Genomic DNA, 13,065 nt, shown 5'->3' on the forward strand with positions numbered 1-13,065 from the left:
TTAACATTTTAGCAATATCATTATTTTTATAAATAGGTTGATAATTTTCCTTAACATTTCCATAAGGAATCCTGTAACTGAAACGGATAATTTTAAATTCTGCTTGACTTAAGGTTTTTTTTAATTTCTTCATCAAAAATTCATGTTTTACTTCTCTTAACCAGTATTGATGAGGGTTTAGAATTTTAGAAAATGTTAAAGGGGCGGTTTCTTCCATTAATTCTTTGTTGTCCGATTTTCTTTCTTCTTTCGCTTTTCTTTGGGGGATTGAAGGAATATGACTTTTTCTAATTAATTCTCTTAGATCAGATTTTATGATCTTAATTGCATAATTCAGAAATGAATATCCAATATCTTCATATTTTTCAAGAGCTTTTACAATCCTAATATCCCTTCTTGAAAGAAATCTGGTTTTTCGATTACTTTAGGAGAATATTGAAAACTATGTACTATTTTCCAAACAAATTCTTCATAATTTTTAATAATTTCATCTCTGAGTTTAAGATTTTTTTTGTCTTTTAAAAAAAGAGTAAGTAACTTTTCTGTTTCTCTTGTTTTAGCTTTTTTTAAAAATACTTTTTTGATCATTTTTTTCTCCCTACCATATTTTTAGGAAGGGTTATCTTTTTTTAAAAAACAAAAAAAGACCAATTTTAAAATTGGTCTTGATTATTAATTCTTTGCTTTATTTTTTATTCCGTGTTATCGATGTAACCTCTTTATTTGGTTGTGTAGTGAATGGGGAGCAGTGCGTTTAAAATAAAGTTTTTTTAAAAAATAAAATTACTTTATTCATATCAAGATTTTTAGGTTTTAAATTGCCTTGATTATTTAAAAACATAAAATTATCACAGTACCATTTTTTTAAATATCGATAAATATCTAAAGATAATGAATCATATAAATTACTTTGATTATCGATAAATAATAAAGATTTAAAAATTATATACCATGAGATATTTCTATTTTGAGGCAAAAAACCTTTTAATTCCCATTGCAAACAACATTCTAAAATGAATAATAAATCTGTATTAATGATTGTATAATCATGATTTCGAGAATAAAAATCATGAAAACTATTAACATAATGATGTCTTTGATTCATTTCTAAAACCCATTTACGAATAGACAAATTAAAATAATTGCGACCTAAATCTAAAAAAGGCTGCATAGCTTTATTTTTGACATTTTTATTTAAACAATAATCATACATACCAAATTCTTTTCTTAAAGCACATAAAGAAATATCAGGAGCGTACGGGTATAATTCATAAGGTATTATTCTCATTTGCAATCCTTTGTAAATAATTTAATTTAATTTATTATTATATCAAAAATAAAGATAAAATATTTTTAATTTTATTCATTCAAATAATGAAAATTTTTTATATATAAATTAAAAAATATACCTAATTAAAAAATATTTTTAAATTTTCTTTTTCCAAACGCTGAAAAACTTTATCTTTCCTAGGGAATACATTTTTACTTTCGGTAATACCAAAAAATGTTAAACTTTCAAAAGTATTTTTTTCCGATCGAATCTGATCTAAAATATATTTAGCTGTAGTAGGTAAAAAAGGTTGTAGCAAAACACCAATAAAACGTAAAATTTCTATTGTATTATATAAACAATAATTTAATTTATTCATATTCTGAGAACAATTATTTTTAAATAATTCCCATGGCTTCATTAAATCAATATATTTATTTCCATAACGAGCTAAATTCATAATATGTTCAATGGCTTCAGATATTTTAAAATCTTTCATACATAAACGAATATTTGGTAACACTGAAATAGCGAAATTTGATAATTTTAAACCCAATTCATCTTCAAAATTATTAACTTTAATAACTTGGTTATCACAATATTTTTGTAACATACCTAAAGAACGACTTAATAAATTACCAATAGTATTTATCAAATCCGTATTATAACGTTCAAACATTAAATCATAAGTTAAACAACCATCAGAAACATATGGAATTTCATGTAAAACAAAATAGCGAATAGCATCGATAGGAAAAATTTTATTTAAATCATCCACATAAATTACATTTTGAGTAGATTTAGACATTTTTCGGTCATTAAATAAAACCCAAGGGTGAATTAAAAATTGTTTAGGTAAAGGCAATTTTAAAGCAAATAAAAAACTCAAATAATAAATTAAATGGAATCTAACAATATCTTTACCTATGATTTGCAAATCAGGTGGCCAATATTTAACTAAATTTAAATGATCATACCATAGTTGAGAATCATTTTTACTAGGCTCTTCTAATAAACTTGTAATATAATTGCTTAAAGCATCAAACCAAACATAAGTAATATGCGAAGAATCAAAAGGAAAGGGAATTCCCCATTTAAAAGAAGTTCTTGAAATCGATAAATCTGCTAAAGGTTCTTTTAATAAATTTAAAATTTCTTTTCTACGTGCAAATGGCTTAATTAAATCAGGATGATCTTTTAAATATTCTAAAACAATAGATTGATATTTGGATAATTTAAAAAAATAAACTTCTTCTTTCATCCAAATTGGAGTTTCACCGCTAGGCAATTTCTTATCAATTAAATCTTTATCAGAAATATAACTTTCTTCAGCAATAGAATACCATCCTTGATAGACACCTAAATAAATATCTTTTTGTTTAAATAATTGATCTATAAATTTTTGAACATATTTTTTATGTTTTTCATCAGTGGTACGGATAAAATAATCATATTGAATATTGACAGATACATAAATACGTTTGATTTCATTAGAAATATAATTAACATATTCTTGAGTGGACATCTTATTTTGCACAGCTTTATTTTCTATTTTTTGGCCGTGTTCATCCGTTCCTGTTTGAAAAAAAACAGAATATCCTTCCATTTTTTTAAAACGCGATATGGCATCTGCCAAAATCATTTCATAAACATTACCTATATGAGGCAAAGCTGAAGTATATACTATCGAAGTAGTAATAAAAAATTTATCTTTTTGAGACATATCAAATAATTTTAATCACTCCTTAAATTCTAATTTATCCAATTTTATCTGGAATTGATGATAAATTTGTTTTTTAGATATATTGCGTTCTCTAGATAAAGATCTCAAAGCTTCTTTTCGAGAATACCCTTGTTTCAATAAAAGCAAAAAATGTTCTTCCAAAGATAAATTTTGATATGGTAACAAAAATTTATTTTTATCAATAATGATGACATACTCCCCTTTTAAGGATAATTTACTTTTTTCTTTCAAAATCTCATTAATATCTCCATAAATAATAGTTTCAAACTTTTTTGTTAATTCTCTAGATAAATTAATATTTCTATTAACATAAATTTTTTGGATCAATAACAAAGTATCTAATAAGCGAAAGGGAGATTCAAATAAAATTAAAGATCCTTCAAAAAAACAATATTTTAATAAAATATTTTCTTTTTGTATTCTTTTTTTAGGTAAAAAACCTAAAAACAAAAAAGGTAAATCGAAAGTAGAAATACTAAAAGACGTTGTAACAGCAGAAGCTCCTGGTAAAGGGCAAATGCAAAATCCTGATGCTTGCACCTCGCGAACTAACAATAAACCTGGATCACTAATCAAAGGAGTACCTGCATTACTAATAAGAGCTAAATTTTTATTTTGTCGCAATAAAGATAAAACCTGAGAAATTCGTTGTTTTTCATTAAATTGATGAAATGACAATAAATTGTTCTTAAATTTATAAAATTTCAAAATTTTATAAGCTTGACGAGTGTCTTCAGCTAAAATAAAATCTACTTCTTTCAAAATATTTAAAGCTCTAAAAGTTAAATCCAACATATTACCTATAGGAGTAGCAACTAAATATAAAATGGCTTTTTTATCTTGGAAAGTTTTTTGAATGTATAACATAATTCATATCCGTCATAACTATTATTTTTTTTTAATTTCTAAAATTAAAGCTAACCAACAAAATTTATTTTCCATTTTTAAACTCATAGGTTCTAAATCATTTAAAATCTTTAACCAATTTAAAATTTCTATTTCTGGTAAAGAAACCAAGTTACTTTTTTCAAATAAAGAGCTTGGAAAATTATTCATAGTTTTTTTTGTTTTTTGATAAAATAACAAATCTAAAAAAAATTTACTTAATATAAATAAAAAATCACTAAAAAAATACTCATAATTCATTAAATTAAAAGTTTCATACAATAATTCGTTAGAAAAAGATTTTTTTTGAAAATTTTCCAAAAAAATTAAAAAAAATTTTTTTAAATTAAAAAAATAATTTTTATTCAATAAATAAATTTCTTGTTTATTCACTTCTTTTAATAAATTAAATAATATTTTATCCAAAATATCTTTTTTTAAATCAGAAATATTCGATACAGAATTTCGAGAACAAGGGTGCCAACATAATAATTGAGCTCTAGAAACAATCGTAGGTAAAACTAAATTACGATCTTCAGTTAATAAAATTCCCAAAATATTTTCATTTATAGGATTTTCTAAAAAATAAAGCAAACTATTAGCCGCATTGTAACTAATCTTTTCTATAGATTCTATAACATAAATTTTTTTTTTCTGAATTAAAGAGGTTTGTGCAAAGTAATTATACATTTCTAAAATTTGTTCTTTACCCAAAGAAATATTTTTATCATCACACAAATAATAAAAATTAGGGTAATTATTTTGTATAATCATCTTTTTTAAAATATCATCAGGTTTAACAATATCTGTTTTTAAAAATTCATAAACCAAATCTATAATTAATGTTTTTTTGGTTTTCGCATCAAAAGTAGTTTCAATCAAATATAAATGAGATAATTTTTGATCACGCATTAACATTCTAAAATATTCTATTAAATAATTCTCAGACATAAAATATTTATATATTTAATCCAAATAATTCACGTAATTTATTTAAAATAATCATATGCACTTCCTCAAAAGAAAGATTATTAGTATTAATTTTAAAAATTCTTTTCGGATATAAATGGCAAAGTTTTAAATAACCTTTTCTAATTTGTTGATGCCAAAATAATTGTTGCGCGTCAAACCCTTCTAATTTAGTTTTACTTCGGAAATATAATCTTTTTAAAATGATTTTAGGTTCCAAATCTAAATAAAAAGTAATATCTGGTAATAAATGATGAGCTAAAGGATTAATTTTTCTAATAAATTTAATACCTAATTTTCTCACATAACCTTGATAAACAAAAGAAGAATCTAAATATCGATCACAAATAACAATCTTATTATCTAATAAAGCCGGTTTAATAACTTGTTGAAGATGTTCTGTTCTATCTGCTGCATATAATAAAGATTCTGTTAAAAAATTAATTTTATTATGGGTATCAATTAAAATTTTTTTTATCGATTTAACTAAATTACAACCACCAGGTTCTTTAGTCATAATTGCTGGATAACGATTTTTAATAGTTCGAAACAAAGATAAAACATGAGTTGTTTTGCCAACGCCATCTCCACCTTCAAAAGAAATAAACATAATTTTTACCTTTAACTTCCGTATTAAAATAAAAAATAATAAATTTTAACTAAAATATAATTATTCACCTAAATATTAAAATTTATAAATTAATCCAAGATTAAACAAAAAAAGTCCAAAATAATAATAATAAATGAAAAAACAATATCAAATAATCTTGATAACTCATACAATAACAAGTTAATTTTGTACGTGAAGCTCCCAAAACATAACCTCGCGATTCCATAGCATTAGCTAAAATTGAAGATTTTTTGAAAGAAAGAACAAAAATTGGTATTAATAAAGCAATAAGATAATAAATTTTTTTAAAAATATTGTGAGTATTTAAATCAATACCTCGAGAAGTTTGTGCTTTTATTATTTTTTGAGATTCAGATAATAAAAAAGGTATAAACATATAAATTAATGATAATAACATAGTTAAAGTTTCCAAAGGAAAATTAATTTTTTTCAGAGGTTTTAAAATAAATTCCAATCCGTCGTTTATTTCCAGAAAAGATGTTGTCAAAGCAAATAAAGTAAAAACAATAAAAATCATTAAAATACGTATAATAACAAAAAAAGTTTTCCATATATAATTGGAAGATAAAAATAATACTTGAGTTTCATTAATAAACCAATTTTGAGACACAAAAACACCAGGTAACACAAACATAATTATCAAAAAAAAATAACTATAAAAACCATTTAAAAAAAAATATTTAAAAATCAAAAAAAATAAAATGATTAAACACCAAATATAAAATTTATTCCAAATTAAAATTTTAATATCATCATTTGATTTAGAAATAGTCGATAAATTGAAAATTAAACTCAATATAATTAACCAATTTAAATGCGAAAATTTATTAAGTAATTTGATCCATGAATAATGAGTTTTTTGGAATAACCAAAATATTAAAAAACAATTAACTATTAATATAATTATGTAAAAAACAATATTTACCCAATCTTTATCTATAAAATCTAATGTAAAATTTAAACTTAAAATAATTTTTAACCAACACAAAAAAATAAATATTTTAACACTAGGGTTAATTGAATATAAAAAAAAACTATTACGATATGATACTGCATTGTTTTTATAATTTTTTACTATCATATCTTTAAATTCCACCTAGATAAAATTTACGTAAATAAGATAAAAATTCCTTTTCGGAATAAACAGGATGAAAAGGAATATTAAAAGATTTTTGCATTAATTTTAAAATACGAAAAGTTTGAGGCTCATATAAGTTAAATTTATGCAATTTAAAAGTTTTAAAAAAAAATTCTTTAGAATTATCAAAAATAATATTACCTTTTTCCATAAAGATAACACGAGTAGCGTATTGAGCTACCAAATTCATATCATGAGTAATACAAATAATTGTTTTTCGTTCTATTTGATAAAGATCTTGAAAAATTTTCATTATATCTGCATAACCTTGAGCATCCAATCCTCTTGTTGGTTCATCTGCAATAATAATTTGCGGTTCCATAATCAAAATTCCTGCAATAGCAACTTTTCTTTGTTGACCTCCGGATAAATTAAAAGGAGAAGTATTTATAAAATCACTACTAATTCCAACTTTATTTAAGATTTTTATAGCTTTTATTTTTAATTCAGATTTATTTTTAATGTCAGTTGTGAAAGCAAAAAGAACATCTTTTAAAACGGTAGATTCAAATAATTGATATTCAGGAAATTGAAAAATTAAACCTATTTTCCGTCTTATATTAGTCAAAAATGTTGAAGAAGTTTTATCATTAATAATTTTATCAAAAATTTTTACTATACCCAATTTAGTTAATAATAAACCATTCATTATTTGTACTAATGTAGATTTTCCCGAACCTGTAGGGCCAACAATGGCAATAAATTCTTGATTAGGATTAATAGATAAATTAATTTTATTTAAAGCACAAACGCTATATTTAGCATAAGAAAAACTTACATCTTTAAATTGTATTGCCATAAAAAATCCTTTAATTTAGACAAAATAATAGGTGGTTGTGATAAGCAATTAAAATCCTGTTGCAATTGATAATAAAGTTTTAAAAATAAAGGTAAATTAATAAAATTATTTTTTAAAAATATTTCATCTTTCATAAAATTAATAGGAATATCTTTTTTTACAAGATTACCTTTTTGTAAAAAAATAATTTCATCACTTCGAAAAGCAAATTCCCAATCATGTGTAATAGTAATTAAAGTTATATTATTTTTTCTATGAATATCTTGAATAATATCATAAATTTCTTGAGTTCCTTGAGGATCTAAAAAAGATGTAGGTTCATCAAAAATTATAATTTTCGGTTCCATAACTAAAACAGATGCAATAGCTACTCGTTGTTTTTGGCCTCCAGATAATTCTTGAGGATTGCAATCCAATAAATGCAAAATATCTAACTTTTGAGCAATATTGAAAATCTTTTTTTTCATTACTTCGCGAGACAAATTTTGATTTTCTAATCCAAAAGCGATATCATGTTTTACGTCACAACCGATAAATTGATAATCTGGATTTTGAAAAATAATACCCATACGAGAACGTAATAAAAATAAATTTTCTTCTGTCAATGGAATATTATCAATAAAAATCCTGCCTTTTCGGATGGGCAATAAACCAACCAAAATTTTAGCCAAAGTAGATTTTCCTGAACCATTACCGCCTATAATTGAAATCCATTTTCCAGAATTAATGTAAAAATTCAAATTTTGTAAAATTTCAACTTCTTTATAACTAAAATACAAATTTTCAACACAAATCATAATCTACCTTAAAAAATCTAACATTTTTTTATATTTTCTTCGATTTTAATTCAAATTCAAAATTATTAGAATACAAAATAGAATAAAAAAATTCATAAATATTAATCAAAAATAAAAGATAAATATAAAAGATATTTAAAAATTAAACAAAACGAATAATAGCCATAGAAGCGGAATCACCGCGACGAAATTCAGTTTTAATAACACGTGTATAACCACTTAATCTATCATTATATTTAGGTGCAATTTCATTCACTAATTTACGTAAAATTGTTTGATTATTGCTCAATGTTTGATTAAAAAATAAATTTAAAGCTCTTCTATGATTAGCTAAATTTGATGTTTTAGTCAAATTAATAACCTTGTCCATAATACGGGATAATTCTTTAGCTTTTGGTAAAGTGGTAGTTATTTGTTCAGCTATTACTAAACTGGATACTAAATTCTTCAATAAAGCTTTTTTTTGAGATTTATTACGTCTTAATTTGCTAAAACTCATAATAAAAGTTTTCCTCTCTATTTAAATTTTTATAATTTATTAAAATTATTCTAGTTTATTTAACATACCAAAATGCAAATCTAAATTCTTCATTTTTGCTTTAAGTTCTTCAAAAGATTTTTTTCCTAAACTACTTAATTTAGTAATTTCCTCTTCTTGATGACTAACTAATTCTCGGACAGTAAAAATTTTAGATTTTTTTAAACTATTTAATAATCTAACTGATAATTCTAGTTGCTCAATTTTAAAATCTAAAGCATGATTGTGATGGGATTTTTCAGGTTCTTGAATAAAATTGATTTTTTGAGTTTCTTCTGATAATTCAACCAAAACAGCTAAATGATCTAATAAAATTTTAGCCGCTAAAGATAAAGCTTTTTTAGGAGTCACAGCACCGTTAGTTTCGATTTCTAAAATCAACTCTTCTTTATTACCTAACTTAGATTCTACGTTAAAAGTACTGCGAATAATAGGAGTATATATAGAATCTATAGCAATAACACCAAATTCACCACGATTATAAATTTTATTTTCTTCGGATCCTTTATAACCGATGCCTCTACGAACAGTTACTTCCATTTTTAATTTTGCATTTGAACTTAAAGTTGCTATCATATGAGAAGGATTAATAACTTTAATTCCAGCAACAGGTTTAAAATCTGCCGCTGTAACTTCCTTAGGACCTATTACATCTATTTCTAATTTTTGTTCAAAATCTTCTATAGAATCATAATCGGAACTTAAAATTACTCCTTTTAAATTTAATAAAATAGTCATTACATCTTCGGTGATGCCTTCTATAAAACTAAATTCATGTTTAACACCTTCAATTTTAACATTAACAATAGCGATTCCCGGCAAAGAAGAAATTAAAATTCTTCTTAAAGGCGTTCCTAAAGTATTACCATAAGTCGAAGATAAACATTGAATAATAAAACGACTACAATTAGAATTAGAATTTTCTTCTTCTTGAATTTGCATTATAGGTTTTAAAAATTGTAATTTTTTCATGTCAATATCCTTTTTTATCCACGAGGACGTTTACGAGGTCTACAACCATTATGAGGCACAGGGGTAGCTTCTTTAAAACATGAAACAAATAATCCTGCCTCTTTTAAAGCTAAAACAGTATCGCGGCCAAGACCAATGCCATTAAAACGAACCTCTACACTTTTAGCTCCATAAGTTTTAGTGGCTATTTCAACAACATTTTTAGCTACTTGTTGAGCAGCGAACAAATTGCTTTTACGACTACCACGGAAACCTAAATTACCAGCACTTTTTTGTACAATAGTATTACCTTGTTCATCTGTAAAATTAATAATAGTATTATTAAAACTAGTTTTAATATGAATAATTCCTACAGGAATATTTTTTTTAACTTTTTTATCTTTTTTTATTTGCTTTTTTGAAGACATAAATTAAATTATCCTCTTTTTTTGATATTATTATTTTTTTTAACTGAATCAGACAAATTTATTTGTCGATTTCTTCGGGATGTTTTGGCATTGTTACGAGTATTTTGTCCTCTTACTGGCAACCCCAAATTATGCCTTCTACCTCTATAAGAATTAATAGCTATTAAATTTTTAATATTCATTAAAGCAAGTTCTCTTCTGAGTAAACCTTTTTCGTTTAATTTATTAATTTCTGTTCTAATAGCAGTTAATTGAGATTCTTGCAAATCTTTCACTCGAATATTGCCATCAATATTAATTGATTGCAAAATTTTACGAGAAGTTTTAATTCCTATACCATAAATATAAGTTAAACCAATTAAAATACTTTTAGTACCAGGAATATCTGCTCCTGCAAGTCTTAACATTTAAAATACACTCCTTTCTGTATCAACCTTGTCTTTGATTATGACGACGTTGTTTTTTATTAATCACAAATACTTTTTTATTACGTCGAACGATAATATCATCAGCACTACGTTTCTTTACAGATGCACGCACTTTCATAATTTTAAATTCCTTTACAATTTATAATTTATAACGATAAATGATACGACCTATATCTTTGGAATCTAAACTCAATTCTACTTTTACTTTATCACCCAAAGAAATATAAATATTATTTTTACGTATTTTACCTGAAATACAAGCTATTATATTTGTTTTATTAGGTAATTCTAATTTAAATTTAGCGCCAGGTAATGTTCCGACAACCGAAGCATCTATACTTATTTTTTCCATATAATAATCTCAAACCCCCCCTTATTAAAAATTTATAATGTTAAAATTTCATAACCTTGATAAGTAACTAAGATAGTATGTTCAAAATGAGCACTCAAACTATTATCTTCGCTAACTGCTGTCCAGCCATCAGAAAGTATTTGAACTTCCTTACTACCCAAAGTAAACATCGGTTCAATACAAAAAGTCATTCCTGGTAATAATATATAATCTTTTTCTACAAAATTAAAATTAAAAATATAAGGTTTTTCATGCAAAGATTTACCAATGCCATGACCAGAAAAACTTTCAATAATACCATAACCATTAGAACTACCAATTTTAAAAATAGCATTTGAAATGTCTGATATTCGATTGCCCGGACGAACTTGCTCAATTCCTTTATATAAAGCTTCTTCAGTATCTTTCAATAATTTAATGGTTTTATCCGGAATATCACCTATAGCATATGTAAAAGCAGCATCTACAAAATAACCTTGATATTTAATTCCTACATCTAAAGTTATAATATCGCCATTTTTTAAAATTTGTTGATAAGAAGGCACTCCGTGCACTATTGCATCATTAACAGAAGTACAAATATGCCCTGGAAAACCGTTATAATTTTTAAAAGCGGAGATTACTCCGTATTCTTGCATAAATTGATTAGCTAAAAAATCCAACTTACTTGTAGATATACCTTCTTTTAAAAAAAAAATCAATTTCTTCTTAATTTGAGATAAAATTTTACCTGCCATTTTCATTATAGCGATTTCATCTTTGTTTTTAACAATTAACATAAAACATTAATTCCATTTTGTATATTTTAATAAAAAAATTTTGTTTATGAATTAATAATTAATAAAAAATTAAAACAATTTATTATATAATTTATTAACATTAGTACTAGTGGTAATTTTTTGTACAATTTCCATAGCTACCCCCACTACAATTATAAGACTAGTTCCTCCTAAATTAAAAGTAGATAAACGGTTTGATTTACTAAATAAAACAAAATTAATTATATCAGGCAAAGCAGCTAATATTGTTAAAGAAAAAGCCCCCATAAGAGTAACTTTAAAAAGTTCTTTTGTAATTTTATAAACAGTCTCTTGTCCCGGTTTAACTCCATCTAAATAAGCATCTTGTTTAGATAAATTATTAGCAATTTCATAAGGATCTAACATTATAAAAACAGAAAAAAACGAAAATAACAAAATTAATAAAAGATAAACAAAAAAACCTAAACCTAAATAATAATATTGTGATTCTTGCAATTGAATAGTAAATTTTTTAAAATAATTATCTGCAGATAAAAAAGCGCCTATAGTCGGAAAAATATTAATAAAAGTATTAGCCAAAATAATAGGCAAAATACCAGAAGTATTAATTTTTAAAGGTATATGGTTTTGAATTTTATCATTTTGCTTATATGTAGCATAACTAATAGGGATTTTCAAATAAGAAGAACATAAAATAATAGTTAAAATTAATAAAATTAAAAAAGATAATAAAACTAAAATTTTTTGACTTGTACTGAAAAATGCATCATTTAACAATAAAGATTTAAAACTTTTAGATAAATTTTCACTTATACTTATAACTATAAAAATAGAAACTCCATTACCTATACCTTTATTTGTAATTAAATCAGATAACCAAATGCAAATAAAAGATCCTACAATTAAAAAAAATACCACTTGCAAAACTAAAACTTTTTGTTGAGCCACATCAAAAAGTTGAGAACGCATAATAGAAGCCAAACCTTGACCAAAAGCTATTATTAAAGTCAGCAATCTAGTGATAAAATTAATTTTATATTTTCCAATAGAACCTTGTTCATGCCATTCTTTTAAAGAAGAAAAAATTTTACTAGCAATTTGTATAATAATAGAAGCAGTAATATAAGGCATCACTCCTAAAGAAAGAAAATATATAGGCATAGAACTATTAAATATAGAGAGATCTCTTAATATTAATTTTTTTAATTGTGCAAATTCTAAAATATTAAGAGGTATGACAGGGATATGTATCTTTAAACCAATTACATAAATAAAAATAATAAATAAAGTTAAAAAAATTTTATTTATAATATGTTTTTTATCTTTAATAAAATTTACTAATATTTTCATTAAAATTTACCTTTTTTATTTTAT

The 13,065-nt window shown here is 24.0% G+C and carries 17 protein-coding genes and 1 pseudogene; all 18 read right to left on the reverse strand.

The window, feature by feature from the left end:
- A pseudogene (locus OC701_RS00210) lies at positions 1–217 on the reverse strand (sigma-70 family RNA polymerase sigma factor); the annotation flags it as partial.
- Positions 218–375: 158 nt separating this feature from the next.
- On the reverse strand, positions 376–588 hold the full coding sequence (locus OC701_RS00215; RefSeq protein ID WP_304514108.1) for a hypothetical protein: 213 nt from the start codon (positions 586–588) through the stop codon (positions 376–378).
- Between the two features lie 166 nt (positions 589–754).
- A complete protein-coding gene (locus OC701_RS00220) occupies positions 755–1,288 on the reverse strand; it encodes a hypothetical protein (protein WP_304514109.1) in 534 nt (177 codons plus the stop codon).
- A 121-nt stretch (positions 1,289–1,409) separates the two neighbouring features.
- A complete protein-coding gene (metG, locus tag OC701_RS00225) occupies positions 1,410–2,993 on the reverse strand; it encodes a methionine--tRNA ligase (RefSeq protein WP_304514110.1) in 1,584 nt (527 codons plus the stop codon).
- 15 nt (positions 2,994–3,008) lie between these two features.
- Positions 3,009–3,881, reverse strand: a complete 873-nt coding sequence (gene rsmI, locus OC701_RS00230; protein ID WP_304514111.1) for a 16S rRNA (cytidine(1402)-2'-O)-methyltransferase — start codon at positions 3,879–3,881, stop codon at positions 3,009–3,011.
- 21 nt (positions 3,882–3,902) lie between these two features.
- Positions 3,903–4,850 (reverse strand): hypothetical protein, encoded by a 948-nt coding sequence (locus tag OC701_RS00235; RefSeq protein WP_304514112.1) that lies wholly within the window; start codon positions 4,848–4,850, stop codon positions 3,903–3,905.
- A gap of 7 nt (positions 4,851–4,857) precedes the next feature.
- Complete coding sequence (tmk, locus tag OC701_RS00240; protein ID WP_304514113.1) at positions 4,858–5,478, reverse strand: dTMP kinase; 621 nt, start codon at positions 5,476–5,478, stop codon at positions 4,858–4,860.
- Positions 5,479–5,578: 100 nt separating this feature from the next.
- Positions 5,579–6,580 carry an energy-coupling factor transporter transmembrane component T gene (locus tag OC701_RS00245; protein WP_304514114.1) on the reverse strand — a complete coding sequence of 334 codons (1,002 nt, stop codon included), beginning with the start codon at positions 6,578–6,580 and terminating at the stop codon, positions 5,579–5,581.
- A gap of 4 nt (positions 6,581–6,584) precedes the next feature.
- Positions 6,585–7,436, reverse strand: coding sequence for an ATP-binding cassette domain-containing protein (locus OC701_RS00250; RefSeq protein WP_304514115.1), 852 nt, complete (start codon positions 7,434–7,436; stop codon positions 6,585–6,587).
- Entirely contained in the window at positions 7,412–8,233 is an 822-nt protein-coding gene (locus OC701_RS00255) for an energy-coupling factor transporter ATPase (RefSeq protein WP_304514116.1), read from the reverse strand. The genes OC701_RS00250 and OC701_RS00255 overlap by 25 nt, the downstream gene beginning before the upstream one ends.
- A 142-nt stretch (positions 8,234–8,375) precedes the next feature.
- The gene (gene rplQ / locus OC701_RS00260) at positions 8,376–8,732 is read right to left on the reverse strand and encodes a 50S ribosomal protein L17 (protein ID WP_304514117.1); all 357 of its coding nucleotides are present in this window, start codon (positions 8,730–8,732) and stop codon (positions 8,376–8,378) included.
- 45 nt (positions 8,733–8,777) lie between these two features.
- The gene (locus tag OC701_RS00265) at positions 8,778–9,743 is read right to left on the reverse strand and encodes a DNA-directed RNA polymerase subunit alpha (protein WP_304514118.1); all 966 of its coding nucleotides are present in this window, start codon (positions 9,741–9,743) and stop codon (positions 8,778–8,780) included.
- Between the two features lie 14 nt (positions 9,744–9,757).
- Complete coding sequence (gene rpsK, locus OC701_RS00270; protein ID WP_304514119.1) at positions 9,758–10,150, reverse strand: 30S ribosomal protein S11; 393 nt, start codon at positions 10,148–10,150, stop codon at positions 9,758–9,760.
- A gap of 8 nt (positions 10,151–10,158) precedes the next feature.
- Positions 10,159–10,557, reverse strand: a complete 399-nt coding sequence (gene rpsM / locus OC701_RS00275; RefSeq protein WP_304514120.1) for a 30S ribosomal protein S13 — start codon at positions 10,555–10,557, stop codon at positions 10,159–10,161.
- Between the two features lie 22 nt (positions 10,558–10,579).
- Complete coding sequence (gene rpmJ / locus OC701_RS00280) at positions 10,580–10,696, reverse strand: 50S ribosomal protein L36 (RefSeq protein WP_213680435.1); 117 nt, start codon at positions 10,694–10,696, stop codon at positions 10,580–10,582.
- Between the two features lie 21 nt (positions 10,697–10,717).
- Positions 10,718–10,930, reverse strand: a complete 213-nt coding sequence (gene infA, locus OC701_RS00285) for a translation initiation factor IF-1 (protein ID WP_304514121.1) — start codon at positions 10,928–10,930, stop codon at positions 10,718–10,720.
- A gap of 32 nt (positions 10,931–10,962) precedes the next feature.
- Complete coding sequence (map, locus tag OC701_RS00290) at positions 10,963–11,709, reverse strand: type I methionyl aminopeptidase (RefSeq protein ID WP_304514122.1); 747 nt, start codon at positions 11,707–11,709, stop codon at positions 10,963–10,965.
- 69 nt (positions 11,710–11,778) lie between these two features.
- On the reverse strand, positions 11,779–13,041 hold the full coding sequence (gene secY, locus OC701_RS00295; RefSeq protein ID WP_304514123.1) for a preprotein translocase subunit SecY: 1,263 nt from the start codon (positions 13,039–13,041) through the stop codon (positions 11,779–11,781).
- Between the last annotated feature and the right edge of the window lie 24 nt (positions 13,042–13,065).

Source organism: Candidatus Phytoplasma bonamiae (assembly GCF_030586845.1).
In the GTDB taxonomy this organism is placed as follows: Bacteria; Bacillota_I; Bacilli_A; order Acholeplasmatales; family Acholeplasmataceae; genus Phytoplasma; species Phytoplasma bonamiae.

Bases quoted from the DNA above. Each gene is read 5' to 3' on its own strand.
- metG (WP_304514110.1), bottom strand. From the start codon at position 2,993: ATGTCTCAAAAAGATAAATTTTTTATTACTACTTCGATAGTATATACT.
- OC701_RS00265 (WP_304514118.1), bottom strand. From the start codon at position 9,743: ATGAAAAAATTACAATTTTTAAAACCTATAATGCAAATTCAAGAAGAA.
- rsmI (WP_304514111.1), bottom strand. From the start codon at position 3,881: ATGTTATACATTCAAAAAACTTTCCAAGATAAAAAAGCCATTTTATAT.
- map (WP_304514122.1), bottom strand. From the start codon at position 11,709: ATGTTAATTGTTAAAAACAAAGATGAAATCGCTATAATGAAAATGGCA.
- rpsK (WP_304514119.1), bottom strand. From the start codon at position 10,150: ATGTCTTCAAAAAAGCAAATAAAAAAAGATAAAAAAGTTAAAAAAAAT.
- OC701_RS00215 (WP_304514108.1), bottom strand. From the start codon at position 588: ATGATCAAAAAAGTATTTTTAAAAAAAGCTAAAACAAGAGAAACAGAA.
- OC701_RS00250 (WP_304514115.1), bottom strand. From the start codon at position 7,436: ATGGCAATACAATTTAAAGATGTAAGTTTTTCTTATGCTAAATATAGC.
- infA (WP_304514121.1), bottom strand. From the start codon at position 10,930: ATGGAAAAAATAAGTATAGATGCTTCGGTTGTCGGAACATTACCTGGC.
- secY (WP_304514123.1), bottom strand. From the start codon at position 13,041: ATGAAAATATTAGTAAATTTTATTAAAGATAAAAAACATATTATAAAT.
- rplQ (WP_304514117.1), bottom strand. From the start codon at position 8,732: ATGAGTTTTAGCAAATTAAGACGTAATAAATCTCAAAAAAAAGCTTTA.
- rpsM (WP_304514120.1), bottom strand. From the start codon at position 10,557: ATGTTAAGACTTGCAGGAGCAGATATTCCTGGTACTAAAAGTATTTTA.
- OC701_RS00220 (WP_304514109.1), bottom strand. From the start codon at position 1,288: ATGAGAATAATACCTTATGAATTATACCCGTACGCTCCTGATATTTCT.
- OC701_RS00245 (WP_304514114.1), bottom strand. From the start codon at position 6,580: ATGATAGTAAAAAATTATAAAAACAATGCAGTATCATATCGTAATAGT.
- tmk (WP_304514113.1), bottom strand. From the start codon at position 5,478: ATGTTTATTTCTTTTGAAGGTGGAGATGGCGTTGGCAAAACAACTCAT.
- OC701_RS00255 (WP_304514116.1), bottom strand. From the start codon at position 8,233: ATGATTTGTGTTGAAAATTTGTATTTTAGTTATAAAGAAGTTGAAATT.
- OC701_RS00235 (WP_304514112.1), bottom strand. From the start codon at position 4,850: ATGTCTGAGAATTATTTAATAGAATATTTTAGAATGTTAATGCGTGAT.
- rpmJ (WP_213680435.1), bottom strand. From the start codon at position 10,696: ATGAAAGTGCGTGCATCTGTAAAGAAACGTAGTGCTGATGATATTATC.